The organism is Pelomonas nitida, assembly GCF_043555975.1.
GTDB lineage: Bacteria > Pseudomonadota > Gammaproteobacteria > Burkholderiales > Burkholderiaceae_C > Pelomonas > Pelomonas nitida.
Window position 1 is genome coordinate 21,484 of sequence record NZ_JBIGIA010000004.1, and the last position, 26,861, is coordinate 48,344.

Consider the following 26,861-nt stretch of genomic DNA (forward strand, 5'->3'; position numbering starts at 1 on the left):
AATGAACGACATCCTCGGTCTGGTTGCTCTGGCTTGCGGCATCATCGTGGGCCTCGGCGCCATTGGCGCTTCGATCGGCATTGCGCTGATGGGCGGCAAGTTCCTGGAGTCTTCTGCTCGTCAGCCGGAACTGATGAACCAGCTGCAAACCAAGATGTTCATCCTGGCCGGCCTGATCGACGCGGCCTTCCTGATCGGCGTTGCCATCGCCCTGCTGTTCGCGTTCGCCAACCCGTTCGCTGCCACCTTCCTGGCTTCCGTCGCTCACTAAGCACCTATCCCTTTCAGGCTTGAAAGGAGATAAGCCGTGAACATCAACGCAACACTGTGGATCCAGTGGATCCCGTTTGCGATCCTGGCATGGGTGACGGCCCAGTTCATCTGGCCCGTCATTGCCAAGGCGCTGGACGAACGCGTCGCGAAGATCGCCGACGGCCTGGCCGCGGCTGATCGCGCCAAGACTGAGCTGGCTTCCGCCAACAAGGCGGTCGAGGCTCAGCTGGCGCAGACGCGGACCGAATCGACGAAGCTGCTGGGCGACGCTGAAAAGCGCGCCACGGCCATCGTCGAGGAGGCCAAGAAGCGCGCCGAGGACGAAGCTGCCAAGATCATTGCGCAGGCCAAGGCCGAAGCCGAGCAACAGGTCGTGCGTGCCCGCGAGGCGCTGCGCGAGCAGGTCGCCGTGCTGGCCGTCAAGGGGGCTGAAGCCATCCTGCACAAGGAAGTCAACGCCGGCGTTCACGCCGATCTGTTGGCACGTCTGAAGCAGGAGCTCTGACCATGGCAGAACTCGCCACCATCGCCCGCCCCTACGCCGAGGCGCTGTTCCAGGTTGCCCGCAACGCCGACCTGCCCGCCTGGCGCGGTCAGCTCGACGCCCTGGCTGCCGTGGCGGGTGACGCCGCGCTGCGTCAGTTCGCCGAGGACCCCAAGGTCGCCGCCGGTCAGGTGGTCGGCCTGGCCGCTGAGGTCGCCGAGAAGAAGCTGGGCCAGCCCCTGCTGCCGGGCGTGCGCAACTTCCTGCAGACGGTGGTGGAGAACCGCCGGCTCGAGGCCTTGCCTGCTGCCGTGACGCAGTTCCACACGCTGGCCAGCGAAGCCCTGGGCGTCGCCGAAGCGACCGTCGAGAGCGCCTACCCGCTGGACGCGGCCCAGGTCGCCGAGCTGACCGAGGTGCTGCAGAAGCGCTTCGGCCGCAAGCTGACGCTGGACGTGCGCGTCGACCCGGCGCTGATCGGCGGCGTGCGCGCCACCGTCGGCGACGAAGTGCTCGACACCTCCGTGCGTGCCCGCCTGGAGCGCATGAAGACCGCGTTGATTGCCTAAACATCCAACCACCTGGCGCCTGGCGCCGGGCGGGAGACCGACATGCAACTGAACCCTGCAGAAATTTCCGAATTGATCAAGAGCCGCATCGAGGGCCTGGCCCCGAGCGCGGACATCCGCAACCAGGGCACCGTCGTGTCGGTCTCGGACGGCATCGTCCGTGTGCACGGCCTGTCGGACGTGATGCAGGGCGAAATGCTCGAATTCACGGCGGCTCCGGATGGCACTCCCACCTTCGGCCTGGCGCTGAACCTCGAGCGCGACTCCGTCGGCGCCGTGATTCTGGGCGCCTACGAGCACGTCTCGGAAGGCCAGACCGTCAAGTGCACGGGCCGCATCCTGGAAGTGCCGGTCGGCCCCGAGCTGATCGGCCGCGTCGTGAACGCGCTGGGTCAGCCCATCGACGGCAAGGGCCCGATCAACGCCAAGATGACCGACGTCATCGAGAAGGTCGCCCCGGGCGTGATCGCGCGTAAGTCGGTCGACCAGCCGGTGCAGACCGGCCTGAAGTCCATCGACGCCATGGTGCCCGTCGGCCGCGGTCAGCGCGAGCTGATCATCGGTGACCGCCAGACTGGTAAGACCGCCGTCGCCATCGACGCGATCATCAACCAGAAGGGTCAGAACATGACCTGCGTCTACGTCGCCATCGGCCAGAAGGCGTCGTCGATCAAGAACGTGGTGCGCGCGCTGGAGCAAGCCGGCGCGATGGACTACACCATCGTTGTGGCCGCCTCGGCCTCCGACTCCGCTGCCATGCAGTACGTGTCGGCCTACTCCGGCTGCACGATGGGCGAGTACTTCCGCGACCGCGGCCAGGACGCCCTGATCGTCTATGACGACCTGTCCAAGCAAGCCGTGGCCTATCGCCAGGTCTCGCTGCTGCTGCGCCGCCCGCCGGGCCGCGAAGCCTTCCCTGGCGACGTGTTCTATCTCCACAGCCGCCTGCTGGAGCGTGCCGCTCGCGTGAACGCCGACTACGTCGAAGCCTTCACCAAGGGTGAAGTCAAGGGCAAGACCGGTTCGCTGACGGCCCTGCCCATCATCGAAACGCAAGCTGGTGACGTGTCCGCCTTCGTGCCGACCAACGTGATCTCGATCACCGACGGCCAGATCTTCCTGGAAACCAACCTGTTCAACGCCGGTATCCGTCCCGCCATCAACGCCGGTATCTCGGTGTCGCGGGTCGGCGGTGCTGCCCAGACCAAGCTGATCAAGTCGCTGTCCGGCGGTATCCGTACCGACCTGGCCCAGTACCGTGAGCTGGCCGCGTTCGCGCAGTTCGCTTCCGACCTGGACGAAGCCACCCGCAAGCAGCTGGACCGCGGTGCCCGCGTGACCGAACTGCTGAAGCAGGCCCAGTACTCGCCGCTGCCCATCTCGCTGATGGCCGCCAGCCTGTACGCCGCCAACAAGGGCTTCATGGACAGCATCGAAGTGAAGAAGGTCCTGGCCTTCGAACACGGCCTGCACCAGTTCCTGAAGACCAGCCACGCTGCGCTGCTCCAGACCCTGGAGTCCAAGCAAGCGATGGACAAGGACGCCGAGGCCGAACTGAACGCCGCCATCACGGCTTTCAAGAAGTCCTTCGCCTGAAGCCACGGAACAGCGGGGCAGAGCCTCAACCCTCAGCCCCGCACTGACTAGGAGTTCGCATGGCTTCAAGCAAAGAAATCCGCGGCAAGATCAAGTCGGTCGAGAACACCAAGAAGATCACCAAGGCGATGGAGATGGTCGCCGCATCCAAGATGCGCAAGGCGCAGGACCGGATGCGTGCGGCTCGCCCCTACGCCGAGAAGGTCGCGCAGATCGCCGGCGCGCTGGGTGAGGCCCATCCCGAGTACCGTCATCCCTTCCTCGTCAAGAACGAGGGCGTGAAGACGGCCGGCATGGTGGTCGTCACGACCGACAAGGGCCTGTGCGGTGGTTTGAACACCAACCTGCTGCGCGCCGCGACGGCCAAGCTCAAGGATCTGGAAACCGACGGTCAGAAGACCGAGGTCGTTGCCATCGGCAGCAAGGGCCTGGGCTTCATGAACCGCATCGGTGCCAGGGTCGTGGCTCACGCCACCCAGCTGGGTGACGCGCCGCGTATCGAGTCGCTGATCGGCCCCGTCAAGGTGCTGCTGGACGCCTACGCCGAGGGCAAGCTCTCGGCGGTCTATCTGGCGTACACCAAGTTCATCAACACGATGAAGCAGGAAGTCGTCGTTCAGCAGCTGCTGCCGCTGAAGGCCGAAGACCTGTCGGCCAACAAGGCCGAGCACGCCTGGGACTACATCTACGAGCCCGACGCTGCGTCCGTGATCGACGAGCTGTTGCTGCGCTATACCGAGGCCCTGGTGTACCAGGCCGTTGCCGAGAACATGGCCAGCGAGCAGTCCGCCCGCATGGTGGCCATGAAGGCGGCGACCGACAACGCCGGCACGCTGATCGGCGAACTGAAGCTGGTCTACAACAAGACCCGTCAGGCCGCGATCACGAAGGAACTCTCCGAGATCGTCAGCGGCGCTGCCGCGGTGGGTTGATCGAGTTCAGGCACGCAAAGATTTGAATTGAAGGAACTACCAAATGGCTAACACCCAAGAGAACGTTAAGGCTTTGGGCAAGATCGTTCAGTGCATCGGCGCCGTCGTGGACGTGGAATTCCCGCGCGACGCCATGCCCAAGGTGTACGACGCCCTCAAGATGGAAGGCTCGGCGCTGACGCTGGAAGTGCAACAGCAGCTGGGTGACGGCGTGGTCCGCACCATTGCGCTGGGCTCGTCCGACGGCCTGCGTCGTGGCACCCAGGTCTACAACACCGGCGACACCATCCAGGTGCCGGTCGGCAAGGCGACCCTCGGCCGCATCATGGACGTGCTGGGCAACCCCATCGACGAGCGTGGCCCGGTCTCTTCCGAGCTGACCGCCTCCATCCACCGTGCCGCGCCGGCCTACGACGAGCTGAGCCCGTCGCAAGACCTGCTGGAAACCGGCATCAAGGTGATCGACCTGATCTGCCCGTTCGCCAAGGGCGGCAAGGTGGGCCTGTTCGGTGGCGCCGGTGTCGGCAAGACCGTGAACATGATGGAGCTCATCAACAACATCGCGAAGGCTCACTCGGGCCTGTCGGTGTTCGCTGGTGTGGGCGAGCGTACCCGTGAGGGCAACGACTTCTATCACGAGATGTCGGACTCGAACGTGGTCGTCCAGGACAAGCTGGAAGACTCCAAGGTCGCCATGGTCTACGGCCAGATGAACGAGCCCCCGGGCAACCGTCTGCGCGTCGCCCTGACCGGCCTGACCATCGCCGAGTCGTTCCGTGACGAAGGCCGTGACGTGCTGTTCTTCGTGGACAACATCTACCGCTACACGCTGGCTGGTACCGAAGTGTCCGCGCTGCTGGGCCGCATGCCTTCCGCCGTGGGCTACCAGCCGACGCTGGCCGAAGAAATGGGCCGCCTGCAAGAGCGCATCACGTCGACCAAGGTCGGCTCGATCACGTCCATCCAGGCCGTCTACGTCCCTGCGGACGACCTGACCGACCCGTCGCCTGCCACGACCTTCGCCCACTTGGATGCCACCGTCGTGCTGTCGCGTGACATCGCTTCGCTGGGTATCTACCCCGCGGTCGACCCGCTGGACTCCACCAGCCGCCAGATCGACCCGAACGTTGTCGGCGAAGAGCACTACTCGACGACCCGCTCGGTTCAGGCCGTGCTGCAGCGCTACAAGGAACTGCGCGACATCATCGCCATCCTGGGCATGGACGAACTGTCGCCGGAAGACAAACTGGCCGTGGCCCGCGCCCGCAAGATCCAGCGCTTCCTGTCGCAGCCCTTCCACGTGGCTGAAGTCTTCACCGGCTCGCCCGGCAAGTACGTGCCGCTGAAGGAAACCATCCGCGGCTTCAAGATGATCGTGGCCGGCGAGTGCGACCACCTGCCGGAGCAGGCGTTCTACATGGTCGGTACCATCGACGAAGCCTTCGAGAAGGCGAAGAAGATTCAGTAAGACTTCGCATTCGGGCGTGATGCGTCGTTGCCGTGCTCGCTGGACGCGAGTCCAGCTCTGCGCGGCGCCTAGCCTGACGCCCGACTGCTCGCTTACTGAACCTTCTTCAACATTCGCTAAGGAAGATTGAACATGGCAACCCTCCACGTCGACGTGGTCTCCGCCGAAGAGCAGATCTTCTCCGGCGAGGCCAAGTTCGTCGCCCTGCCGGGCGAATCCGGCGAGCTCGGCATCCTGCCGCAGCACACGCCGCTGATCACCCGCATCAAGCCGGGCGCGGTGCGCATCGAGCGCGCCGATGGCAGCGAAGAGTTCGTTTTCGTCGCCGGTGGCATCCTCGAAGTGCAGCCGCACCGCGTGACCGTGCTGGCCGACACCGCCATCCGCGGCAAGGACCTCGACGAAGCCAAGGCCTCCGAGGCCAAGAAGCTGGCCGAAGAAGCACTGAAGAACGCCAAGAGCGACATCGACCTCGCCAAGGCGCAGAGCGAACTGGCCATCCAGGCTGCGCAGCTCGCGGCGCTGCGCAAGTTCCTCAAGAAATAAGCAAGCCTCGGCAACGAGGCTGGCGCAAGAAGGCGACGGGTTTTCCCGTCGCCTTTTTTCGTTACGGCGCCACCCTCGGTTCAGGTGGGAAAAGTCACGGACAGGAGCGGGTGGTGGCGCGCGCGTCCGCGTAGCATGCATCGCTTCGCAATGGCCTGACAGTTGGCTGTCAAGGCGGCGCCGACGGAGCTTCCCAGATGATGAAGATCGTGACGTTGAAGTGGCTCGTCGCCGGCATGGCCAGTCTGCTGTCGGTCGTTGCACTGGCCCAAGTGCCGTATTACTTCAACTACAACCCCGGGCCCACGCGGGGCACGAAGTGGATGGCCAAGCCCTCGGACAGTCAGGTGGAATCGTCCGCGTCCGTGCTGATGGGCGCGCCGCGTCCGGTGTGGGCGCGGGTGTGCTACAGCATCGGGCCGTCCGACAGTGCGGTCACCGTCTACGCGCAGACGCGCAACGCTGAACCGAAGTCATCTGAAATTGCCTGGGGTGGCTGTACCGACGTGTTCGGCACCAGCATCTGGATCGGCAATCCCCACGGCCAGGTCGTGGGGGGCTACTACGGCATTGCTCCCGCAACGCCAGGAGACTGAACCTGGTATCCGTCTCGGCCGGGCCTCTGCCTGGCCACGCTTCAACACGCTCTTGATTACCCGGAGGAACTCATGACTGCATTCAGCGCACTGCGCACCACTGGTATCGCTCTTAGCCCATTGCTGCTGGCAGGTTGCCTGGCCACGGCGCCCAAGATGGGTGAGGACAAGGGCACGGTGTCTGGCGCCGCTGGCGGCGCGACGGCCGAGAACCAGAACAGTACGTTGGAGCGTTGCGACGAAACGCTGGGCACCATCACGCTGCAGGAGGACACCCAGGCGCCTTGGTGGGCCCAATTGCGCGAGCGTCAACTGGGTTCCACGATCCCGGTCCTGCGTCTGATGATTCAGCAGAGCAACTGCTTCGTGGTCGTCGAGCGCGGCCGTGCGTTTGCGAACATGGAGCGCGAGCGCGCGCTGATGCAGTCGGGCGAAACTCGCAGCGGCAGCAACTTCGGCCAGGGTCAGATGGTGGCGGCCGACTACACGCTGAGCCCGGAGATCCAGTTCTCCGGCAAGACCGGCGGCGGCGGGGGCGGCTTCGGGACCGGCGCGATCGGCCTGCTGACGGCCGTCGCGGCGAGCGTCAACAAGAATGAAGCGTCGACCACGCTGCTGTTGGTCGACAACCGCTCGGGTGTGCAGATCTCGGCGGCTGAAGGCACGGCGAAGAACTTCGACTTCGGCGTTGGCGGCTTCAGCTTCCTGGGCAACAGCGCCGTGGGCGGCGGTGCCTACGCGAAGACGCCGCAAGGCAAGGTGATCGTCGCGGCGTTCGCGGACTCCTTCAACCAGATGGTCAAGGCGCTGCGCAATTACAAGGCGCAGATGGTGAAGGGTGGGCTGGGTACCGGTGGGCGCCTGGGCGTTCAGGGTGGCTCGACGCCAGCCTCCAAGGAAGTCGACGCTGCCGCTGCGCCGGCGCCAGCTCCCAAGCCCGCCGCGAAGCCAGCGGCCAAGCCGGCGCCGAAGCCGGCCGCCAAGCCGGCCGCGCAGGCGGCTCCGGCACCGGCGAAGACCAACTGAAGCTGGCTTCTGCGCGGCCGGACGTCGCTGTCCGGCCAGTGGTTCGACAGGGCGATGGCACCAGGGGCCATCGCCCTTTGTCTTTGGGCATGCCGGGTGTTGTTGGGCGGTGATTTGACACGGAGCGTGTGTCCCGCCCGAACCTACACTGCCCGGCTCAACAAATTTGAGGGAGAACCATGACGAACACGAAGATCGCCAGCCGCCTGCTGACGCTGACAGCCCTGGCTGCGACGTTGGCCGGTTGCGCCGCCACCGAACAGTCCCGCACGCTGGAAGTACCCAAGGTGGCCGCGGCCACGGCACCGGCCTATCAGGGCGTTCGCGCGCCCATCGCCGTCGGCCGTTTCGACAACCGCAGCAACTACCAGCGCGGCATCTTCTCGGACGGCGTCGACCGCCTGGGCGCGCAAAGCAAGACCATCCTGGTCTCGCATCTGCAGCAGACCAACCGCTTCAACGTGCTGGACCGCGACAACCTCGAAGAGGCCAAGCAGGAAGCGCAATTCAAGGGCGCGGCGCAGGCCATCAAGGGCGCCGACTACCTCGTGACGGGTGCCGTCAGCGAGTTCGGGCGCAAGGAAGTCGGCGACCGGCAGCTGTTCGGCGTGCTGGGGCGCGGCAAGTCGCAGGTGGCGTATGCCAAGGTCACGCTGAACATCGTGAACCCGGCGACCTCCGAGGTCGTCTACTCCGTGCAGGGCGCGGGTGAATACAGCCTGTCCGAGCGCGAAGTGCTGGGCTTCGGTAGCACCGCGAGCTACGACGCCACCCTGAACGGCAAGGTGCTGGATCTGGCTGTCCGTGAGGCCGTCAACGCGCTGACCGCTGGCATCGACAGCGGCGCCTGGAAGCCGGTGAAGTGAGCGCGCCCATGAAAGCCTTGACCGCCGTGGCGACGTTGGCGCTGGTGGGCTGCGCGCAGCCACCCAAGCCCCTCTATCAGTGGGAGGGTTACCAGCCCGCCCTGTACCAGCATCTGAAGTCTGACGGCGCCGATTCCGGCGCTCAGATCCAGAAGCTGGAAGCCCAGTTGCAGAAGAACGCGGCAGCCGGGGCGGCGACGCCCCCGGGCATGCGCGCGCATCTGGCGCTGCTGTACACGCGTGCCGGCGACGATGTCGCCGCACGGCGACTGCTCGAGGAGGAGCGCGCCAGCTTCCCGGAGTCCGCTGCCTACGTGGACTTCCTGCTGAAGCCCAAGAACAAGGATGCCGCGCAGAGCGCTGCCGCCACGCCGCCCGCTGCTGCGGCGAGCCAATCGAAGATCTGACGGAGGCCCGCAAATGAATCAGTTGTTCCAGGCATTGCGCCGCTGGGGTGCCATGGCTGCGGGTGCGGCTGCGCTGCTCGTGCTGCAAGGCTGCGCCACGCCGGCCAAGCCCTATGACTACGCGGCCTATCACGCTGCCAAACCCGCCTCCATCATCGTGCTGCCGCCCGTCAATGCGACGCCGGAGGTGCTGGCGACGCCCGGCGTGATGGCGCAAGTGACGCTGCCGCTTGCCGAGTCCGGCTACTACGTGCTGCCCGTGTCTTTGGTGGATGAGACCTTGAAGCAGAACGGCGTCCTGACGGCCGACGAGGCGCAAGCGATTGACCGGACGAAGCTGCGGGAGATCTTCGGCGCCGACGCGGGGCTCTATCTGAAGGTGACCCGCTACGGCTCGGTCTACCGCGTCATCAACAGCGAGACGGCGGTCACGCTGGAGGCTCGGCTGGTGGACCTGCGCAGCGGCCAGCTGTTGTGGGACGGCAGCGCCTCGGCGTCCAGCGCCGAGCAGAACAACAACAACCAGGCCGGGTTGGTGGGCTTGCTGGTGAAAGCGTTGGTGGAGCAGATCGTGGCGTCGACCACGGACAAGAGCTACCCGATTGCCGGCATCGCCAGCGACCGCCTGCTGGCCGCTGGCCGCCCGAACGGGCTGCTGTTCGGCCCGCGTTCGCCGCGCTATGGCAAGCCCGAGGGGGGCAAGTCCGGCGGCTGATAATTCGGCACCGCCGCGAGCAGCCGCCTGAACGGGCGGCTGTTTTTATTTGTCCGTCCGAATTGCCATGACTCCAACCGCATCCCCCGACATCGTTGAACTGGTGGCACCCGACGGCGCCACCGCCACCTTGGCCCTTCACGGGGGGCATTTGCTGTCCTGGCGGCCTGCCAACTCACCCGAGCAGCTCTACCTGTCGCCGCGCAGCGAATACGCGAGTGGCAAGGCGATCCGGGGCGGTGTGCCGGTGTGCTTCCCGCAGTTCGCCGAGCGCGGGCCGCTGCCAAAGCATGGCTTCGCGCGCACGCTGCCTTGGGAGCTGGTGAGCCGGGAGGTCGGCAAGGAGGACGCGCTCGCCGTGCTGCGCCTGCGTGACAGCGACGCCACGCGGGCGATCTGGCCGCATGCCTTCGAGCTGGAGCTCAGCGTGCGCGTGGCCGGCAAAACACTGGACATCGAGCTCGCCTGCGAGAACAACGGCGAAGCCGCGTTGCAGTTCACGACCGCGCTGCACACCTATCTGCGCGTGGCGGATCTGGACGACGTCAGCGTCGAGGGCCTGGCTGGCCTGCGCTACTTCGACAGCATCAAGCAGGCCGAGGCGCTGCAGCGCATGGATTTGCTGCTGACCGGCGAGAAGGGCGTGCTGGACCTGGACCGCATCTACTTCGGCGTGAAGGAGAAGCCGTTGCTGGTGGCCGAGAACCGCCGTCAGGTCGTCATCACGCAGCAGGGGTTCGACGACGCGGTGATCTGGAACCCGGGCCCCGAGCGCTGCGCCAAGCTGGCGGACATGCCGCCGCAGGGGTGGTCGGAGATGCTTTGTGTGGAGGCCGCCAACATCGGTCGTCCCATCGAACTGCAGCCAGGCGACAGCTGGGTGGGCCGCCAGAGCCTGGCCTTGCTCTGAATCAGAGGCTGCGGACGGGGTGGCGTCGATAATCCGCCGATGTTCGCCCCCCTGCAAAACGACACCTTCCTGCGCGCCTGCCTGCGCCAGCCCACCGAACACACGCCCATCTGGCTGATGCGCCAGGCCGGGCGCTACCTGCCGGAATACCGCGCCACGCGTGACAAGGCGGGCAGCTTCATGGGGCTGGCCACCAACACGGACTACGCGACCGAGGTGACGCTGCAGCCGCTGGAGCGCTTCCCGCTCGACGCGGCCATCCTGTTCAGCGACATCCTGACCGTGCCCGACGCGATGGGCCTGGGCCTGTCGTTCCAGCAGGGCGAGGGGCCGAAGTTCGCGAAGGTGGTGCGTGACGAGGCGGCCGTCGCGGCGCTGGAAGTGCCGGACATGGGCAAGCTGCGCTATGTGTTCGACGCGGTCACCTCCATCCGCAAGGCCTTGAACGGCCGCGTGCCGCTGATCGGCTTCTCCGGCAGCCCGTGGACGCTGGCCTGCTACATGGTGGAAGGCGGCGGCTCCGACGACTACCGGCTCGTGAAGAGCCTGATGTATTCGCGCCCGGACCTGATGCATCGCATCCTGGACATCAACGCCCGCGCCGTCGCCGCCTACCTGAACGCGCAGATCGAGGCCGGCGCGCAAGCCGTCATGGTGTTCGACTCCTGGGGCGGCGTGCTGGCAGACGGCGCGTTCCAGCAGTTCAGCCTGGCCTATTCGCGCCAGGTGCTGGCGGCGGTCAAGACCGAGCACGACGGCGTGCGCATCCCGCGCATCCTGTTCACGAAGGGCGGCGGGCTGTGGCTGGACGAGATCGCCGGTGCCGGCTCCGACGTCGTGGGGCTGGACTGGACCGTGAACCTCGGCGCCGCCCGCGCGCGCGTGGGCGACCGCGTCGCGCTGCAGGGCAACCTGGACCCCAACGTGCTGTTTGCACCGCCTGACGCCGTGCGTGCCCAGGCGCGGGCCGTGCTGGACAGCTTCGGCAAGCCGGCGGCGGGCAGCGGGCACATCTTCAACCTGGGGCATGGCATCAGCCAGTTCACGCCGCCGGAGAGCGTTGCCGCCTTGGTGGATGAAGTGCACAACTACTCGCGGCGTCAGCGCGCAGAGGCCTGAACGGGTCGTGACATCCGCACTTGCCCTGGGACTTATCCCCAATTCTCGGGATGCGACGTGACCGCTCGAAAATTGCTGCGGCGCACATGATCGTTTTCCCTTGCTGATGCTAAGTCATTGATTTTCAAGGGATGCCCCAAAGGTGGGCGGCGCCAGCTAACGGGCTGGCACGCGGCACGCCGCGGCGAGCGCAAGCGTTGTTCCTCGTTTTGCTCACAAACTTATCCACAGATTTTGTGGGCAACCCAAGAAGCCTTTTCAATCATGGACTTGCCGCCGGTTCCTGAGTCAGAGCTTCATGAAGTGCGCGGAGTCGGCTGTGGTTGAAGCACCGGCGGGTGTGGTGGTGCGCGTGGCGGTGGACGCACCGCAGCACAGCGGGCTGAACGCCCCGCTTGACTATGCGAGTGAGCGGGCGCTCGCCTCTGGCTCGCTGGTGCGGGTGCCTCTGGGCAAGCGCGAATTGCTGGGCATCGTCTGGCCCGGTGACGCCGTCGGCGAGCCGGCGCCCGCGCTGCGCCCCGTAACGGCCGTCTTCGACGCGCTGCCGCCGCTGGGCCCGGCCTGGTGCCGCATGCTCGATTTCGCTGCCGGTTACTACCAGCGAAGCGTCGGAGAACTCGCCAGCGCCGTGCTGCCGCCGCAGTTGCGGGAGTTGTCGCCCGAGCAGCTGGTGGCCCGCCTGCGCAAGCTGCAGAAGAAGCTAGCGCGACCGGCTGCCGCAGAGCCCGTCAGGCCGGCGCTGGCCGCCGAGCAGGCCGAGGCGGTCGCGCGCATCCAGGCGCAGCTGGCGGCGCCGTCGCCCAAGCCCATGCTGCTGTTCGGTGTCACCGGCAGCGGCAAGACCGAGGTGTATCTGCGTGCCGCCGAGGCCGCGTTGGCGTCGGGGCGGCAGGTGCTGGTGTTGGTGCCCGAGATCAACCTGACGCCGCAGCTCGAAGCCCGCTTCACCGAGCGTTTTGCCGCCTTGCTGCCCGAGCCTATGGCCATCGTGTCTTTGCACAGCGCGTTGACACCGGCCCAGCGCCTGCAGAACTGGCTGGCCGCCCACCTCGGCCGCGCACGGCTGGTGCTGGGCACGCGGCTGGCCGTGTTCGCGTCGTTGCCGGATCTTGGGCTCATCGTCGTCGACGAGGAGCATGACCCGTCCTACAAGCAGCAGGACGGGGCCCGCTACTCCGCCCGCGATCTGGCCGTCTGGCGCGCGCACGACGCCAAGGTGCCCGTCGTGCTGGGCTCGGCCACGCCGTCGCTGGAGAGCTGGCAGCACGCCGAGAGCGGGCGGTACGAGCGCCTGACGTTGACCACGCGCATTGGCGGCGGCGCCTTGCCGCGCGTGAAGCTGTTCGACATGAAGACGCTGCCGCCGTCGGCGGGGGTGACGACGGCACTGACGGCGCCACTGCTGGCCGCGCTGAAGGAGCGGCTGGACCGCGGCGAGCAAAGCCTGGTGTTCCTGAACCGCCGCGGTTACGCGCCGGTGCTGCATTGCGGCGAATGCCAGTGGAAGAGCGATTGCCCGCACTGCAGCGCGTGGCGCGTCTTTCACAAGCGGGACCGCACGCTGCGCTGCCATCACTGCGGCTTCACCGAGCGCGTGCCGCAGGCCTGCCCCAACTGCGGCAACCACGACATCGCCCCCCTCGGCCGGGGCACCGAGCGGCTGGAGGAGCAGCTCGCCGAAGCGCTTCCCGGCGCCCGCGTGATGCGCATCGACGCCGACTCCACGCGCCGCAAGGGCGAGCTGGAGGCGCAGCTGCAGGCCGTGCATGACGGTGACGTGGACATCCTCGTCGGCACGCAGATGATCACGAAGGGGCACGACTTCCGCCGCATCCGCTTCGTCGCGGCGGTGAACCCGGACGGCGCGCTCTTCAGCAGCGACTTTCGTGCGCCGGAACGCTTGTTCGCCTTGCTGATGCAGGCCGGCGGCCGCGCCGGTCGCGACGCGGCCGGGGAGTCGCCCGCCGAGATGTGGGTGCAGACCTGGCATCGAGACCATGCGCTCTACCAGGCGCTGGCACGGCACGACTACGTCCGCTTTGCGCGGGACCAGCTCGCCGAGCGGCAGTCAGCCGGCCTGCCGCCGTTTGCCCATCTCGCTTTGCTGCGCGCCGAGGCCCGCACGGCGGAGGCGGCCCAGGCCTTCCTGGCGGCCGCCGCCGAACTGATGCAGGACGACGGGGTGCTGGTCTATCCGCCCGTGCCGCATGCGGTGGCGCGCGTGGCGGACGTGGAGCGCATGCAGATGCTGCTGGAGGCCCCGCAGCGCGGCCGCCTTCAGGCGTGTCTGCGGGCTTGGGTGCCGGCGCTCATCGCGCTCAAGCGAGAACGTTCCGCCGAATTCCGCGCCGTGCTGCGCTGGGCCGTGGACGTCGATCCGTTGGCGATTTAACCTAGATCCGGCCCCGCGGGCTTGCGTCGCTGCTCACCGATGTGGTGAACGTCGCCGAAAACGCAAGGCGTTGATACGGCTAGCGTTTCGATGCGTAGCGAGCGGTCAACTGCCGGATCTGGGTTTAGTGATGCAGCGTGCTGGCCAGCGCCGTGGCGCGGCGCTGCTGCTCCTGTCGGCGCAGGCGGCGCAGCGCCGGGCGTGACAGCGCGGCGCCCACCACGCCCAGCAGGATCAGCCATTGGCCCGGCTCGAACAGGGCCGTCAGCGAGTCGAAGCCTGCGCCATCGTCTGCCGAGCCCATGGCCTCGGCCCACGGGCCGCCGTCGGTGATGGTGGCCTGCGTCGCTTGCGAGAGTCTGCCGGCATCCGCCAGCACGGCGACGCGGGCGTCGTCGGTCGGCTCTTTGGGCTCACGGGGCGCGCCTGCCAGCGCGGCGGAACTGAGGGCAGCGAGGGCGGCAGCAAGGATCAGGGCTTTCATGGCGCGTGCTCACCGTGAGTCGGGACGGAAACGCATTGTTCTCAGACTAACGTGGCGAGGGTGTGAAGACTTCACGCGCTCAGGGGGCCCCCCCGTGAATGGGCGACTCAGCCTAGGAGGCTGTCGGGCTTTGGGCCTGGAGCGCGTTGGGCCTCCTAGATCCGGTAGTTGAGCAAGCCCGAGGGGCGGGCGAGGCGGGTCGCTGGCAAGGCGCGCCGCGCCGGCGTTTGTGCAACGGCTGACTGCAGTCAGTGCTCCTTAGGCTCAGTCCTTCGCCGTGTCGACACGGGCCGCGACCTTGGCGGCCAGCTCGGCGCGCATGCGTTTTAGCTTCTCCCGCGGGTCCTCGCGCGTGCCGCCTTCGTCCAGCTTCATCTCGGCCAGGAAACGGCTGGGAATGCCGACGACGGTGTCACGGCCCTTCTTGCGCCGGCGCAGCGTGGAGACGGCCAAGGTCGTGCGCGCGCGGGTGATGCCGACGTACATCAGGCGGCGCTCTTCCTGCAGGGCCTCGGCCGTCAGCTCGGCTTCTTCGCGCTTGAACGGCAGCAGCCCTTCGTTGACGCCGGCCAGCACGACGTGCGGCCATTCCAGGCCTTTGGAGGCGTGCAAGGTGGTGAGGGTCACCTGGTCCTGTTCGTCGCTGCGTTCTGCCAGTGACAGGATGACCGAGATCGTCTGGGCCACGTCCAGCACGCTCTGCTTGGGTTCGGTGAAGCTGACGCCTCCTTCCTCGCTGTGCTGGCCGCCGCAGCGCTTGGATACCCAGTCGACGAAGTCCAGCACGTTGCCCCAGCGGGCCTGGGCCACCTTCTCGTTTTCTTCGTTGTCGACCAGGTGCTGTTCGTAGCCGATGTCCTTGAGCCATTCCATCAGCAAGGCGTGGGCCGCCGTGTGGCCCTCGGTGTGCTTGGCCTTGTATTGCAGCTCGTTCACGGCGCGGCCGAACTCGTGCAGGCTGTCCAGGCCGCGCTTGGTGACGGCGCTGGCCAGGCTTTCGGAGAAGAGCGCCTCGAACATGCTGCATTTCCACTGGGCCGAAAACGTGCTCAGCGCGCCCAGCGTCGTGTGGCCGATGCCGCGCTTGGGCGTCGTGACGGCGCGCAGGAAGGCCGGGTCGTCGTCCTGGTTCACGAGCAGGCGCAGCCAGGCGCACAGGTCCTTGATCTCGGCCTTGTCGAAGAAGCTCTGGCCGCCGGACACCTTGTACGGGATCTGCGCACGGCGCAGCGCCTGCTCGAACACGCGCGCCTGGTGGTTGGCGCGGTAGAGGATGGCGAAGTCCTTGAAGTTGGGGCCCTTGCCGTCGCCGCGCAGCTGCTGGATGCGCGCCACGGCGCGTTCGGCCTCGTGCTCCTCGCCATCGGCCTCCAGCAGGGCGATGGGCTCGCCGTCGCCGTACTCACTCCACAGCTTCTTCTCGAACAGCTTGGGGTTGCCGGCGATGACGTTGTTGGCCGCACGCAGGATGCTGCCGGTGGAGCGGTAGTTCTGCTCCAGCGGGATGACCTTCAGCGCCGGGTAGTCCTGCGGCAGGCGCTTGAGGTTTTCGATGGTGGCGCCGCGCCAGCCGTAGATGCTTTGATCGTCGTCGCCCACGGCGGTGAACATGCCGCGCTCGCCCACCAACGCCTTCAGCAGCTCGTACTGCACGGCGTTGGTGTCCTGGTATTCGTCCACCAGCACGTAGCGCAGCTTGTTCTGCCACTTCTCGCGCGCCTCGGCGTCGGTGGTCAGCAGCTTCAGCGGCAGCGTGATGAGGTCGTCGAAGTCCACCGCCTGGTAGGCGGCCAGGCGTTCCTGGTAGCGCACCATCACGGCGGCGGCGGCACGCTCGTCGTCGTCCGCGGCGATCTGCGCCGCTTGCAGCGGGCCGATGCCTTGGTTCTTCCACAGCGAGATGGTCCATTGCCAGCGCTGCGCCTGCTTGGCGTCGGTCGTGCCGCCGGCGTCCTTCAGCACGTTGAGCACGTCGTCGCTGTCGAGGATGGAGAACTGCTCCTTCAGCCCGACGCGCGTGCCTTCCTCGCGCAGCAGCCGCACGCCCAGGCTGTGGAAGGTCGAGATGGCCAGGTCCTTGGCGGCCTTCTTGCCCACCAGATGCTGGGCGCGCTCGCGCATTTCCTGCGCGGCCTTGTTCGTGAACGTGATGGCGGCGATCTGGTTTGCGCGGTAGCCCGACTGCAGCAACTGCCAGATCTTGGTCGTGATGACCTTGGTCTTGCCCGAGCCCGCGCCGGCGATGACGAGGCAGGGGCCGTTCAGGTGATGGACGGCGGAGAGTTGGGCCGGGTTGAGGCCGGCGGAGGGCGGGGCGGAGGAAGACATGGAAAGCAGGAACTGGGCGGGCCGCACGCCGTGCCGACGCTGGACGGACGCGCTGGGGCGATGCGCGCGTGGCCTGGCGCCGCGCGGGCGGCCAGCCACTGTGCGCCTGGGATGCGCGGCGGCCATCATGCCATGCGCGCCGCGCCGCGCCCCAGCGCCCGCCAGCCCAGCCTCGGCCGCAGCGTGATGAACAGGTCGAAGCTCAGCCGCGCGGCGGCGCCGGGCGCAGCCAGCGCTTCCACCAGGGGCTCGCCCTGGGCGACTCGGCGGCCGCCGTTGCCCGGGAGGGGTTCAGGCTCAGCCATTCCCGCAGATCATCGGCGAGCCCCTCGGCGCCGCGCGTGCGCAGCTCGGGCGACTCGGCCATGGACGAGCGCAGCAGGTTGTCGAGCTTGAGCTGCTGCTGCTCGTGCATCTGCGGCCAGGTCTCGGCCACGCTGCCTCGGCGCGGGGCAGGGCCCTTGGGCGTGTCTTCCCAGCCGCAGATCAGCAGTCGCGCCAGCGCGCCGAGGCCGTAGACCTCGCTGGCCAGGCTGGGTGGCTCGCCGTTGCGGCATTCCGGCGCCAGAAAGGCAGGCGCCGCGCCCAGGCTGAGGCCGCGGTCGAACGGGTCGGTGGGATCGGGGATGCGGGCCAGGCCCAGGCCCATCAGCCGCACACCGCCGTCCGGGCCGATCCAGATCATGGCCGGGTCCACCTCCGCCAGCAGCCAGCCCTGCTGGTGCGCGGAGCGCAGCGCCTCGCACAGCTGCACCAGCAGTTCGATGCGTTCGCGCAGCGCCAGGCCGTGCAGGCGGGGCAGCAGCGGTTCGCCGTGCTCGCCTTGCAGGATGAGATAGGGGTGGGCGTCGGGCGTGACGCCGCTGTCGCTGGGCACGGCGATGTGCGGGTGCTGCAGCCGGGCGAGGTCGACAGCCTGATCGGCATAACGCAACATCACGCCGGCGCCGAGGTCGCTGCGGCTCAGCACGAGGACGGCCGCCTTCTGCGTCGTGGCCAGCCCGTGATGCGCGCTGTACCACTGGCCGGCGTGGGCCTGCTCACCATCGGGCAAGGGATTGTCCAGCCGCCACACGCCCAGCACCTGGTCTGCATCCAGCGTGGCGGCGGCAGGCGGTGGCAGAGAGAGGTTGGGCATGCGCATGGCGACGAATATTAGGGGTGTCCCGGAGGCTGGCGCCAGCCCCCCTGGGCATAAACGACGGCCACGGCCTCGCGCATGACGCCGATACTCGTTCGCCAGCATGGTTGATGTTCTCGCGACCACCATCCCGTTCTTCGCGCTGGTGCTCTGCGGCTGGCTGGCCGCGGAAAGTGGGCGCCTGCCGGACAGCGCCATTCCGGGGTTGAACGGCTTCGTGCTGTTCTTCGCCTTGCCCTGCCTGCTGTTCAGATTCGGGCGCGACACGCCGCTGCTGCAACTGCTCAATCCCGCACTGCTGGGTGTCTATGTGCTGGCGGCGTTGCTCATCGTGTTCTTCACCGTGGCGGTCACCTTGTCGCCGCGTGTGGGCATGAAGGACGCGGCGATGGGCGCGCTCGTGGCGGCCTTCCCGAACACCGGCTTCATGGGCGTGCCGTTGCTCGTTGCGCTGCTGGGCAGCTCGGCGGCAGGCGTCGTCATCGGCACGATCCTGGTCGACCTGTTCGTGACCAGTTCGGTCTGCATTGCGCTGGCACGGGCGGGCACGAACCTGCGCGCCGAGCGCTTGGCATTTCTTCAGGCGCTGAAGGCCGCTGGGTCCAATCCGCTGCCCTGGGCCATCGCGGCTGGCGCGGCTGCCGGGGCGTCGGGCCTGGCCTTGCCGGGGCCGTTGAACCGCACGGTGGCGATGCTGGCGGATGCCGCATCGCCGGTGGCCTTGTTCACCATCGGTGCGGTACTGAGCCGTGCGGCGCGTGTCAACCGCGCCGCCGGCCGTCTGACCCCACTCGCCGACTACCTCAGCGTGGCGGCCATCAAGCTGGTCGTGCATCCGGCGCTGGTGTTCACGCTGGCGGCGGCGGTGCGGTGGCTTGGCGCGCCGTTGTCGCATACGCAGCTCGCGGCGCTGACGCTGGCCGCGGCGCTGCCGAGTGCCAGCAATGTGTCACTGCTGGCCGAGCGTTATGGCGCCGACAACGGTCGCATCGCTCACATCATCCTGGCGTCGACGGTGCTGGCCTTCGTGAGCTTCAGCGCGCTGGCGGCGCTGCTCATCGACGCGCACTGAGCGCCTGCTGGCGTTGTGCGCGCCGTCAGCGCGGGCCGGGCAGGTGGATCGAGACGCGCAGGCCGCCATCGTCGCGGTTGACCAGCGTGACACGGCCGTCGTGGGCCTCGGCGATCTCGCGCACCAGCGCCAGCCCGAGGCCGGTGCCACCCTGCGTGCCACTCCGGGCGCCTGGCTCCGCACGCTTGGTCGAATAGAACGGCAGCAGGGCCTGGGCCAGCACGGCCTCGCTCATGCCAGGGCCGCGGTCCAGCACATCGATACGCTGCTCGGTGGCTGTCTGAGTCAGGCGCAGTGCGACCTCGTCTGTCGCGCTGCCGGATTCGTGCGCGTTCTTGATGAGGTTCAGCAGCGCCTGCTCGATCTGCGCGGCGTCGAACCAGCCGGGCAGCTCGGGCGGCGCGCTGTCGAGCCGGAACTCGCCCAGCGTGCTCAGCCGCGCCAGGAAGGCCGGCCAGTCGACGGGTTCGCGGCGCGGCGCCGGCAGTTTGGCGAAGCTGGCATAGCCGCTCAGAAAGCCATGCAGATGGGCCGCGCGCTCGCCGATGCTGGCGAGCACCTGGGGCAGCCGCTGCGTGTCGCCGCGGCGTGCCAGCTCTGCGCCGCTGTGGGCCAGCGACGAGATTGGCGCCAGTGAGTTGTTCAGTTCGTGGCTGAGCACGCGGATGACGCGCTTCCACGTCGACACCTCGGCGCGCGACAGGTCCCTCGTCATGCGGCGCAGCAGCCGCAGCCGGTGCGGCTGGCCCTGCAGGCGAAAGGCCCGTGTGCTGTGGTGGAAGGTTTCCTCCGTGCCATCGGGCAGCGTGACGGTGAACAGCCGGTCGCGGTCGCCCGCCAGGGCTTCGCGCAGCGTCTCGGGCTGCGTGGCGATGACGTGGCCGAACGCCAGCCCGACGAGGCTGCGGCCGTCGGAGAGCAGCTGGCGGGCTGCCAGGTTGGCGACGGCGACGCGCTCGTCCGGCCCGGTGAGCACCAGCGCCACCGGTGTGTTCTGCACCACGGTGTCCAGCAGCAGCTCGCGCTGGGCCAGGTGCTGCCTCTGCTCGCGCAGCGCCAAGCCCAGTTCGGCATGCAACTGGGCGAGCTGCCTGAGTTCGTGCGGCCCGTCAGGAGCGAGGTTGAGGCTGAAGTCGCCATCGCGATAGCTCAGCACCGCCCCCTCCAGTGCACGTGTCAGGCGCCGCAGCGGCGCCAGCCAGCGTGAGGCCAGCCAGCCCAGCAGGGGGGCCGTCAGCAGCGCCGCGGCAGCGGCGGCCTCGGTCTCGTCCAGCCCCAGGCGACGCGCGCCGGTGAAGAGCATGGGCGGCAACACCGCCGCGGCGGCCAGCGACAGCAGCGCGCGAGCACGCAGTGGCAGCGTCATAGCCACCATCGTCATGGTGTGATGCCGTAACGCTCGAGCCGCCGGTACAGGGCCTGACGCGACAGCCCCAGCTGCTGGGCCGCGCGGCTGACGTTGCCGCCGGCCGCGTCCAGCGCCGACATGACGGCGTCGCGATTTGGCTCGTCGAGGTTGCGCCAGGCCCCACCGCTTGCCTGCGCGTCCGCCAGGCCCAGCAGTGCCGCCGAAATGTCGCCGCCCTGGCTCAGCAGCGCCGCGCGCTCCACGGCGTTCTTCAGTTCACGCACGTTGCCGGGCCAGCGGTGCGCGAGCAGCGCGTCGCGTGCCGCGTCGGTGAGGCGCGCGCGGCCGGCCAGGAAATGCTCGGTCAGCGGCAGCACGTCGTCGCGGCGCTCGCCCAGCGGCGGCAGTTTCAGCTCGATGAGGTTGAGGCGGTACAGCAGGTCTTCTCGAAACGAACCGGCCCGGACCATGGCCCGCAGGTCTGCGTTGGTGGCGCTCAGCACGCGCACGCGGGTCTGGCGTGTCTTGCTCGACCCCAGCCGCTCGAACTGCCCGGTCTCCAGCACGCGCAGCAGCTTGACCTGACCGGCCAGCGGCAGGTTGCCGATTTCGTCGAGAAACAGCGTGCCGCCGTCGGCCGCCTCGAAGCGGCCGACGCGAGCCTTGGCGGCGCCGGTGTAGGCGCCGCTGTCGCTGCCGAACAGCTCGGCCTCGATGAGGTCGGCCGGCAGCGCGCCGCAGTTGAGCGCAACGAAGGGGCCGTCCTTGGCGGCAGAGTTGGCATGCACGAAGGCGGCAACGCGCTCCTTGCCGGCGCCGTTGGGCCCCGTGATGAGCACGGGCACGGGAGCGGCCGCCACCTGGCCGGCCAGCTCCAGCAGGCTCAGCATGGCGTCCGAGCCGAACACCAGACCGGCGAGGTCATGGCGACGCGCCAGCGCCGCGCGACGGCTCGCCCGTGCCTCTCGCAGCTGCGCGATCTCGCGGTTGGCCTCGCCCAGTTCCAGCAGGTTTTCCACCGTGGCGACGAGCTTGGCATCGTCCCAGGGCTTGGGCAGGTAGTCGGCCGCGCCGGCCTTCACCAGCGCAACAGCGGCATCCAGCCGCGTCCAGGCCGTCAGCAGGATCACGGGCAGGTCCGGGCGGCGGCCGCGGATGGCTCTGAACAAGGCCTCGCCTTCTTCGCCGGACGTGGTGTCGGCGGTGAAGTTCATGTCCTGAATCACGAGGCCGAAGGCTTGCGCGTCCAGCAGCGCGAGGCCTTCGGCCGGGCTGGCGGCCAGTCGCGTGTCGATGTCGTGCAGGGACAGCAGCAGCTCCAGGGCCTGGCCCACGCCGGGGTGGTCGTCGATGATCAAAACACGTCGCATGGCGCGCGAGGATAGGCGGTTTTTCGCCGCATCTGCCGCGCACACTACTAACGCATTGTTACAACGTAACTCGATGATCTAAGTGTTTGCCTTAACGAGTGCTCATGGTGGGCACTACATTGCGCGCTTATCCTGGCTGCACGAGCTGGCCGTGCCTGGCATGGGTGGCAGTGAAAGTCGCGTTAGCGGCAGTAACCGATGTTTTAAGGAATCCAAGGAATGACTTCCGTGGGAATTGATGTTGTGCCCGGTCCGGGCCCGAGCGCTGGCTGGCTGGCGAAGGAGCGGACCATCGCGGGTGCGGGGTTCAATCGCTGGCTGGTGCCGCCGGCTGCCCTCGCCATCCATCTTTGCATCGGCATGGCCTATGGCTTCTCGGTGTTCTGGTTGCCGCTGAGCAAGGCGGTGGGCGCCAAGTGCGGCCCGGAGGTCGGCTTCTTCGCCGAGTTCTTCGTCAGCGATTGCGACTGGAAGATTTCCACGTTGCAGCTCATGTACACGCTGTTCTTCGTGTTCCTCGGCTGCTCGGCCGCGCTGTGGGGCGGCTGGCTGGAGCGTGCGGGTCCGCGCAAGGCGGGTGTGGTGTCGGCGCTGTGCTGGTGCGGCGGCATGCTGCTCTCCGCCATCGGCATTCATCAGCATCAGCTGTGGCTGATGATCCTGGGCTCGGGCGTCATCGGGGGGATCGGGCTTGGGCTCGGCTACATCTCACCGGTGTCGACGCTGATCAAGTGGTTCCCGGACAAGCGCGGCATGGCGACCGGCATGGCCATCATGGGCTTCGGCGGTGGCGCGATGATCGGCTCGCCGCTGGCTGTGGAGCTGATGAAGAACTTCAGCTCGCCCACGGACGGCGGCGTGATGTTGACCTTCGTCGTCATGGCGCTCGTCTACTTCGTCTTCATGATGGGGGGCGCGCTGGGCTACCGCGTGCCGCCCACCGGCTGGAAGCCTGAAGGCTGGACGCCGCCCGAGGCGCAGACCAGCAACGCCATGATCACCGAGCACCATGTGCACGTGAAGAAGGTGTGGGGCATTCCGCAGTTCTGGCTGGTCTGGATCGTGCTGTGCATGAACGTCTCGGCCGGCATCGGCGTGATCGGCATGGCCAGCCCGATGCTGCAGGAGATCTTCGGTGGCAGCCTGATCGGCGTGGAAGCCAAGTTCGGCGACCTGAACAAGGAGCAGCTCACGGCCATCGCCGCTGTGGCCGGCGGCTTCACGGCGTTGCTCAGCCTGTTCAACATCGGTGGTCGCTTCTTCTGGGCCAGCCTGTCTGACAAGCTCGGCCGCAAGGCCACTTACGCGGTGTTCTTCGTGCTGGGCGGCATCATGTACGCCAGCCTGCCGAGCAGCGCGGCTGCGGGCTCCAAGCTGGCATTCGTGGGCGCGGTTTGCGTGATCCTGAGTATGTACGGCGGTGGCTTTGCCACGGTGCCGGCCTATCTGGCCGACCTGTTCGGCACGCAGATGGTGGGCGCCATCCACGGCCGCCTGCTGACGGCCTGGGCGACCGCGGGCATTCTGGGCCCCATCGTCGTGGGCTATATGCGCGACTATCAGCTGGGCCTGGGCATTCCGCGTGAGCAGGTCTACAACCAGACCATGTACATCCTGGTCGGCATGCTGGTCATCGGCTTCATCGCCAACCTGCTGGTGAAGCCGGTCGCGGCGCATCACTTCATGAGCGAAGAGGAGCTGGCTGAAGAGAAGCGACTGGCCAGCGAGCGTGCCGTGGCCGCCGAGGTGGGCGAGGGCAGCGGCACGGACGCTGTCACGCCGCCCGTGGTGGTGGTGCTGGCCTGGGCCGCTGTGGGCATTCCGCTGGCCTGGGGTGTCTACAAGACCCTGCTGAGCGTGGGCAAGTTCTTCTACTGAGACCTTGCTGCTAGGCTGTCCGGCCCCGCTGCCGTTGCAAGGCGCGGGGCCTTTTTCTTTGAAGACGATGACCCTGCCGCCCTCGTGCGCGCAGCCGGCGAGCCGCCAGGCTCGACGTGCTGCCGAAGAGGCCGGGAGCCACTGACATGAACGAACAGAAAATCGAGCTGTATGACGGCCCTGCCGGCGGTTGGGGCGCGTTGAAGAGCGTGGCCCGCAGCCTCAACGAGCAGGGCATCGCCATCAAGGGCGCCAAGACACTGCTGCACGCCAACCAGGCCGATGGCTTCGACTGCCCTGGCTGCGCCTGGCCCGACCGCGATCACCGCTCGACCTTCGAGTTCTGCGAGAACGGCGCCAAGGCCGTGGCCGCCGAGGCGACCGCACGCCGCGCGACACCCGAGGTCGTTGGCGCGAAGACGCTGAAGGAGTGGGCCGAGGTGTCGGACCACGAGCTCGAGGCCATGGGGCGGCTCACCGAGCCCATGCTCTACGACGCTGAGACCGACCGCTACCAGCGCACGAGCTGGGACGCCGCCTTCGCGCTGATCGCGAAGGAGCTGCAGGCCTTGCCCGACCCCAACCAGGCGATCTTCTACACGTCGGGTCGCACCAGCAACGAGGCTGCCTTCCTGTACCAGCTGTTCGTGCGCGAGTACGGCACGAACAACTTCCCTGACTGCTCCAACATGTGCCACGAGCCCAGCGGCTCGGGGCTGCGGCCGACCATCGGCGTGGGCAAGGGCACGGTCACGCTGCACGACTTCGAGCAGGCGGACTGCATCCTCGTGTTCGGCCAGAACCCCGGCACCAACCACCCGCGCATGCTGGGTGAGCTGCGCGCGGCCCGCAAACGCGGCGCGCGCATCGTCAGCTTCAACCCGCTGCGGGAACGGGGCCTGGAGCGCTTCGCCGACCCGCAGAACAAGATGGAGATGATGACGCTGGGCGATTCGCCGATCAGCAGTCACTACTTCCAGCTCAAGGTGGGCGGCGACTTCGCGCTGCTCAAGGGCATGTGCAAGGTCGTCGTCGAACGCGGCGTGCTGGACGATGCCTTCATTGCCGAGCACACGACTGGCTTCGACGCCTTCATTGCCGAACTGCGGGAGCAGCCGTGGGAGCCGCTCGTCGAGGCCTCGGGCCTGACGCGCGAGCAAATCGAGCAGGCAGCAGACATCTACGCGAGCAGCGAACGCGTCATCGCCTGCTGGGGCATGGGCATCACGCAGCACCGGCACTCGGTGGCGACCATCCAGATGATCGTCAACCTGCTGCTGCTGCGCGGCAACCTGGGCCGCGAAGGCGCGGGCGCCTGCCCGGTGCGCGGGCACAGCAACGTGCAGGGCGACCGCACGATGGGCATCTACGAGAAGCCGGCACCGGCCTTCCTCGACAAGCTCGGCGAGGTGTTCGGCTTCGAGCCGCCGCGCGAGCACGGCTACGACACGGTCGGCGCCATCCAGGCCATGCTCGATGGCAAGGGCAAGGTCTTCATTGCGATGGGGGGCAACTTCGCCGCCGCCACGCCCGACACCGCCGCCACCTGGCGCGCGCTGCGCCAGTGCGAGCTGACCGTCCATGTGACGACCAAGTTCAACCGCAGCCATGTCGTGCACGGCCGTCAGGCGTTGGTGCTGCCGGTGCTGGGCCGCACCGAGATCGACGTGCAGGCCACCGGGCCGCAGGGCGTCACCGTGGAAGACTCCATGAGCATGGTGCATCTGTCGTCGGGCATGAACGCACCGGCCAGCGAGCACCTGATCTCCGAGCCCATGCTGGTGGCGCGCATGGCCGCCGCGACGTTGCCGAACAGCCGCACGCCGTGGCTGGCGCTCGCGGGCGACTACGCCACCATTCGCGACAAAATCGAGGCCGTGCTGCCCGACTTCGCCGGCTTCAACGAGAAGATCAAGCAGCCGGGGGGCTTTCGCCTGCGCAACACGGCCAGCGAGCGCGTCTGGGTCAATCCCGCCGGCAAGGCCGTCTTCAGCACGCACGCGATGCCCACCGACCTGGCCGTCGAGCGCGTGGCCGAGCGCCAGCGCGATGTCCGTGTGTTCACGCTGACGACGGTGCGCTCGCACGATCAGTACAACACGACGATCTACGGCAACGACGATCGCTACCGTGGCGTCTACGGGCACCGGCGTGTCGTCTTTATCCACGCCGACGACCTGAAGGACCTCGGCATGAAATCCGGCGATTGGGTGGACATCACTAGCCTCTACATCGCGGAGTCGGGCAACGACGTGCAGCAGCGCCGAGCCGAGCGCTTCATGCTCGTCGAGTACGACATTCCGCGCGGCTGCTTGGCCAGCTACTTCCCCGAAACCAACCCGCTGGTGCCGCTGGAGAGTTTCTCGATCACGGCCCGCACGCCAACGAGCAAGTCCATCCCGGTGACCTTGAGCCGGCATGGCTGAGCACGCGCTGCTGCGCCTGCTGCTGGAACTGGACGAAGGCAGGGGCGTGGCGCTGGCGCGGCTGGCCAAGCGGCTGGACGAGCGCGTCAGCGTGCTGCTGCGGGAGGGCACGGCGCTCAGTGACGCCGTCATCGGCGGCGAGGCCGGGCCCGGCTGGGTGCGGCTGGTCTGCGACGATGCGGGTCGCTGGACCGCCCACCTTACCCCCGCCGGCCGCGAGGCCGCGCGGCAACTGCCTGCCCCGCCATGAAACTCCTCGGCCGCCTCGCCTCGATCAACGTCCGCAAGGTCATGTGGACCGCCGCCCAGCTGGGCCTGGCGCTTGAACGCGAGGACTGGGGGCCGGGCTTTCGATCGCCCAAGGAGCCTGAGTACCTGGCGCTGAACCCCAACGGCCTGATCCCCGTGCTCATCGACGGCGACTTCGTGCTGTGGGAGAGCAACACGATCTGCCGCTACCTCGCCACGCAGCGCTATGCGACGACGCTGCTGCCCACCGAGGCGCGGTCACGGGCCCACGTCGAGCAGTGGATGGACTGGCAGGCCGGCGAGCTGAACAACTCGTGGCGCGTTGCCTTCATGGCGCTGGTGCGCGGCCAGCCGGCGGCGCCCGATGCGGTCGAAGCAAGCGTGGCGAACTGGAACCGGCACATGACGATGCTGGACGCGCAGCTGGCCAAGACCGGCGCCTACGTTTGCGGTGACACCTTCACGCTGGCGGACGTGGTGCTGGGCCTGTCGGCGCAGCGCTGGCAGAACGCGCCCATAGCGCGGGTCGAACTGCCGGCGGTGGCGGCCTGGCTGCGGCGGTTGAGCCACCGGCCGGGGTTTGCGGAGTACGTGGGCAACGGCATGCCGTGAGCGTCACGCCAGCGGCCGCTGCGCCTGATTGCCGACGCTGACGTGGCAACA

25 protein-coding genes are annotated in these 26,861 nt (G+C 67.7%); 20 read left to right on the plus strand and 5 right to left on the minus strand.

Features of this window, described 5'->3' with window-relative positions:
* Position 1: 1 nt before the first annotated feature.
* The 15 genes from atpE (at position 2) to ACG00X_RS06275 (ending at position 13,902) form a co-directional block, all read left to right on the plus strand.
* On the plus strand, positions 2-271 hold the full coding sequence (gene atpE / locus ACG00X_RS06205; protein ID WP_394487164.1) for a F0F1 ATP synthase subunit C: 270 nt from the start codon (positions 2-4) through the stop codon (positions 269-271).
* A 36-nt stretch (positions 272-307) separates the two neighbouring features.
* Positions 308-778, plus strand: a complete 471-nt coding sequence (locus tag ACG00X_RS06210; protein WP_394487165.1) for a F0F1 ATP synthase subunit B — start codon at positions 308-310, stop codon at positions 776-778.
* 2 nt (positions 779-780) lie between these two features.
* The gene (locus ACG00X_RS06215) at positions 781-1,326 is read left to right on the plus strand and encodes a F0F1 ATP synthase subunit delta (RefSeq protein ID WP_394487166.1); all 546 of its coding nucleotides are present in this window, start codon (positions 781-783) and stop codon (positions 1,324-1,326) included.
* A 42-nt stretch (positions 1,327-1,368) separates the two neighbouring features.
* Positions 1,369-2,922 carry a F0F1 ATP synthase subunit alpha gene (atpA, locus tag ACG00X_RS06220; RefSeq protein ID WP_394487167.1) on the plus strand — a complete coding sequence of 518 codons (1,554 nt, stop codon included), beginning with the start codon at positions 1,369-1,371 and terminating at the stop codon, positions 2,920-2,922.
* A gap of 59 nt (positions 2,923-2,981) precedes the next feature.
* On the plus strand, positions 2,982-3,854 hold the full coding sequence (atpG, locus tag ACG00X_RS06225; protein WP_394487168.1) for a F0F1 ATP synthase subunit gamma: 873 nt from the start codon (positions 2,982-2,984) through the stop codon (positions 3,852-3,854).
* Positions 3,855-3,897: 43 nt separating this feature from the next.
* On the plus strand, positions 3,898-5,322 hold the full coding sequence (gene atpD / locus ACG00X_RS06230; protein ID WP_394487169.1) for a F0F1 ATP synthase subunit beta: 1,425 nt from the start codon (positions 3,898-3,900) through the stop codon (positions 5,320-5,322).
* A 132-nt stretch (positions 5,323-5,454) separates the two neighbouring features.
* Complete coding sequence (locus ACG00X_RS06235; RefSeq protein WP_394487170.1) at positions 5,455-5,868, plus strand: F0F1 ATP synthase subunit epsilon; 414 nt, start codon at positions 5,455-5,457, stop codon at positions 5,866-5,868.
* Between the two features lie 197 nt (positions 5,869-6,065).
* Positions 6,066-6,464, plus strand: a complete 399-nt coding sequence (locus ACG00X_RS06240) for a hypothetical protein (protein ID WP_394487172.1) — start codon at positions 6,066-6,068, stop codon at positions 6,462-6,464.
* A 72-nt stretch (positions 6,465-6,536) separates the two neighbouring features.
* Complete coding sequence (locus ACG00X_RS06245; protein ID WP_394487173.1) at positions 6,537-7,490, plus strand: CsgG/HfaB family protein; 954 nt, start codon at positions 6,537-6,539, stop codon at positions 7,488-7,490.
* A gap of 179 nt (positions 7,491-7,669) precedes the next feature.
* Positions 7,670-8,356, plus strand: a complete 687-nt coding sequence (locus ACG00X_RS06250; RefSeq protein ID WP_394487174.1) for a CsgG/HfaB family protein — start codon at positions 7,670-7,672, stop codon at positions 8,354-8,356.
* Positions 8,357-8,364: 8 nt separating this feature from the next.
* Positions 8,365-8,763, plus strand: a complete 399-nt coding sequence (locus ACG00X_RS06255; RefSeq protein ID WP_394487175.1) for a DUF4810 domain-containing protein — start codon at positions 8,365-8,367, stop codon at positions 8,761-8,763.
* Between the two features lie 13 nt (positions 8,764-8,776).
* Positions 8,777-9,478, plus strand: coding sequence for a DUF799 domain-containing protein (locus tag ACG00X_RS06260; RefSeq protein WP_394487176.1), 702 nt, complete (start codon positions 8,777-8,779; stop codon positions 9,476-9,478).
* Positions 9,479-9,545: 67 nt separating this feature from the next.
* On the plus strand, positions 9,546-10,388 hold the full coding sequence (locus ACG00X_RS06265; protein ID WP_394487177.1) for a D-hexose-6-phosphate mutarotase: 843 nt from the start codon (positions 9,546-9,548) through the stop codon (positions 10,386-10,388).
* A gap of 39 nt (positions 10,389-10,427) precedes the next feature.
* Positions 10,428-11,507 (plus strand): uroporphyrinogen decarboxylase, encoded by a 1,080-nt coding sequence (gene hemE, locus ACG00X_RS06270; RefSeq protein ID WP_394487178.1) that lies wholly within the window; start codon positions 10,428-10,430, stop codon positions 11,505-11,507.
* A 298-nt stretch (positions 11,508-11,805) separates the two neighbouring features.
* Complete coding sequence (locus ACG00X_RS06275) at positions 11,806-13,902, plus strand: primosomal protein N' (protein WP_394487179.1); 2,097 nt, start codon at positions 11,806-11,808, stop codon at positions 13,900-13,902.
* A gap of 124 nt (positions 13,903-14,026) precedes the next feature.
* Here ACG00X_RS06275 and ACG00X_RS06280 read toward each other — a convergent pair whose 3' ends face one another.
* The 3 genes from ACG00X_RS06280 to ACG00X_RS06290 all read right to left on the minus strand — a co-directional run bounded on the left by ACG00X_RS06280 (position 14,027) and on the right by ACG00X_RS06290 (position 17,852).
* The gene (locus ACG00X_RS06280; protein WP_394487181.1) at positions 14,027-14,386 is read right to left on the minus strand and encodes a hypothetical protein; all 360 of its coding nucleotides are present in this window, start codon (positions 14,384-14,386) and stop codon (positions 14,027-14,029) included.
* A gap of 264 nt (positions 14,387-14,650) precedes the next feature.
* Positions 14,651-16,714, minus strand: coding sequence for a UvrD-helicase domain-containing protein (locus tag ACG00X_RS06285; RefSeq protein WP_394487183.1), 2,064 nt, complete (start codon positions 16,712-16,714; stop codon positions 14,651-14,653).
* 202 nt (positions 16,715-16,916) lie between these two features.
* A complete protein-coding gene (locus ACG00X_RS06290; protein WP_394487184.1) occupies positions 16,917-17,852 on the minus strand; it encodes a serine/threonine-protein kinase in 936 nt (311 codons plus the stop codon).
* A 106-nt stretch (positions 17,853-17,958) separates the two neighbouring features.
* On the opposite strand from ACG00X_RS06290, the gene ACG00X_RS06295 reads away from it, so the two are divergent.
* Positions 17,959-18,927: an AEC family transporter gene (locus ACG00X_RS06295; RefSeq protein WP_394487185.1), complete on the plus strand. Its 969-nt coding sequence runs from the start codon at positions 17,959-17,961 to the stop codon at positions 18,925-18,927.
* A 25-nt stretch (positions 18,928-18,952) separates the two neighbouring features.
* On the opposite strand, the gene ACG00X_RS06300 is transcribed toward ACG00X_RS06295, so the two are convergent.
* The gene (locus ACG00X_RS06300) at positions 18,953-20,308 is read right to left on the minus strand and encodes a sensor histidine kinase (RefSeq protein ID WP_394487186.1); all 1,356 of its coding nucleotides are present in this window, start codon (positions 20,306-20,308) and stop codon (positions 18,953-18,955) included.
* Positions 20,305-21,645, minus strand: coding sequence for a sigma-54-dependent transcriptional regulator (locus ACG00X_RS06305; protein WP_394487187.1), 1,341 nt, complete (start codon positions 21,643-21,645; stop codon positions 20,305-20,307). The genes ACG00X_RS06300 and ACG00X_RS06305 overlap by 4 nt, the downstream gene beginning before the upstream one ends.
* A gap of 219 nt (positions 21,646-21,864) precedes the next feature.
* On the opposite strand from ACG00X_RS06305, the gene ACG00X_RS06310 reads away from it, so the two are divergent.
* The 4 genes from ACG00X_RS06310 to ACG00X_RS06325 all read left to right on the plus strand — a co-directional run bounded on the left by ACG00X_RS06310 (position 21,865) and on the right by ACG00X_RS06325 (position 26,810).
* Positions 21,865-23,523, plus strand: coding sequence for an OFA family MFS transporter (locus ACG00X_RS06310; protein WP_394487188.1), 1,659 nt, complete (start codon positions 21,865-21,867; stop codon positions 23,521-23,523).
* Between the two features lie 146 nt (positions 23,524-23,669).
* A complete protein-coding gene (locus ACG00X_RS06315; RefSeq protein WP_394487189.1) occupies positions 23,670-25,949 on the plus strand; it encodes an FdhF/YdeP family oxidoreductase in 2,280 nt (759 codons plus the stop codon).
* Positions 25,942-26,199, plus strand: a complete 258-nt coding sequence (locus tag ACG00X_RS06320; RefSeq protein WP_394487190.1) for a hypothetical protein — start codon at positions 25,942-25,944, stop codon at positions 26,197-26,199. The genes ACG00X_RS06315 and ACG00X_RS06320 overlap by 8 nt, the downstream gene beginning before the upstream one ends.
* Complete coding sequence (locus ACG00X_RS06325; RefSeq protein ID WP_394487191.1) at positions 26,196-26,810, plus strand: glutathione S-transferase family protein; 615 nt, start codon at positions 26,196-26,198, stop codon at positions 26,808-26,810. The genes ACG00X_RS06320 and ACG00X_RS06325 overlap by 4 nt, the downstream gene beginning before the upstream one ends.
* Positions 26,811-26,861: the final 51 nt, after the last annotated feature.

Bases quoted from the DNA above. Each gene is read 5' to 3' on its own strand.
- ACG00X_RS06245 (WP_394487173.1), top strand. From the start codon at position 6,537: ATGACTGCATTCAGCGCACTGCGCACCACTGGTATCGCTCTTAGCCCA.
- ACG00X_RS06250 (WP_394487174.1), top strand. From the start codon at position 7,670: ATGACGAACACGAAGATCGCCAGCCGCCTGCTGACGCTGACAGCCCTG.
- ACG00X_RS06315 (WP_394487189.1), top strand. From the start codon at position 23,670: ATGAACGAACAGAAAATCGAGCTGTATGACGGCCCTGCCGGCGGTTGG.
- ACG00X_RS06215 (WP_394487166.1), top strand. From the start codon at position 781: ATGGCAGAACTCGCCACCATCGCCCGCCCCTACGCCGAGGCGCTGTTC.
- ACG00X_RS06235 (WP_394487170.1), top strand. From the start codon at position 5,455: ATGGCAACCCTCCACGTCGACGTGGTCTCCGCCGAAGAGCAGATCTTC.
- atpD (WP_394487169.1), top strand. From the start codon at position 3,898: ATGGCTAACACCCAAGAGAACGTTAAGGCTTTGGGCAAGATCGTTCAG.
- ACG00X_RS06280 (WP_394487181.1), bottom strand. From the start codon at position 14,386: ATGAAAGCCCTGATCCTTGCTGCCGCCCTCGCTGCCCTCAGTTCCGCC.
- ACG00X_RS06300 (WP_394487186.1), bottom strand. From the start codon at position 20,308: ATGACGATGGTGGCTATGACGCTGCCACTGCGTGCTCGCGCGCTGCTG.
- ACG00X_RS06275 (WP_394487179.1), top strand. From the start codon at position 11,806: ATGAAGTGCGCGGAGTCGGCTGTGGTTGAAGCACCGGCGGGTGTGGTG.
- hemE (WP_394487178.1), top strand. From the start codon at position 10,428: ATGTTCGCCCCCCTGCAAAACGACACCTTCCTGCGCGCCTGCCTGCGC.
- ACG00X_RS06305 (WP_394487187.1), bottom strand. From the start codon at position 21,645: ATGCGACGTGTTTTGATCATCGACGACCACCCCGGCGTGGGCCAGGCC.
- atpG (WP_394487168.1), top strand. From the start codon at position 2,982: ATGGCTTCAAGCAAAGAAATCCGCGGCAAGATCAAGTCGGTCGAGAAC.
- ACG00X_RS06325 (WP_394487191.1), top strand. From the start codon at position 26,196: ATGAAACTCCTCGGCCGCCTCGCCTCGATCAACGTCCGCAAGGTCATG.
- ACG00X_RS06265 (WP_394487177.1), top strand. From the start codon at position 9,546: ATGACTCCAACCGCATCCCCCGACATCGTTGAACTGGTGGCACCCGAC.
- ACG00X_RS06295 (WP_394487185.1), top strand. From the start codon at position 17,959: ATGGTTGATGTTCTCGCGACCACCATCCCGTTCTTCGCGCTGGTGCTC.
- ACG00X_RS06260 (WP_394487176.1), top strand. From the start codon at position 8,777: ATGAATCAGTTGTTCCAGGCATTGCGCCGCTGGGGTGCCATGGCTGCG.
- ACG00X_RS06290 (WP_394487184.1), bottom strand. From the start codon at position 17,852: ATGCCCAACCTCTCTCTGCCACCGCCTGCCGCCGCCACGCTGGATGCA.
- ACG00X_RS06310 (WP_394487188.1), top strand. From the start codon at position 21,865: ATGACTTCCGTGGGAATTGATGTTGTGCCCGGTCCGGGCCCGAGCGCT.
- atpA (WP_394487167.1), top strand. From the start codon at position 1,369: ATGCAACTGAACCCTGCAGAAATTTCCGAATTGATCAAGAGCCGCATC.
- ACG00X_RS06255 (WP_394487175.1), top strand. From the start codon at position 8,365: ATGAAAGCCTTGACCGCCGTGGCGACGTTGGCGCTGGTGGGCTGCGCG.
- ACG00X_RS06320 (WP_394487190.1), top strand. From the start codon at position 25,942: ATGGCTGAGCACGCGCTGCTGCGCCTGCTGCTGGAACTGGACGAAGGC.
- ACG00X_RS06240 (WP_394487172.1), top strand. From the start codon at position 6,066: ATGATGAAGATCGTGACGTTGAAGTGGCTCGTCGCCGGCATGGCCAGT.
- atpE (WP_394487164.1), top strand. From the start codon at position 2: ATGAACGACATCCTCGGTCTGGTTGCTCTGGCTTGCGGCATCATCGTG.
- ACG00X_RS06285 (WP_394487183.1), bottom strand. From the start codon at position 16,714: ATGTCTTCCTCCGCCCCGCCCTCCGCCGGCCTCAACCCGGCCCAACTC.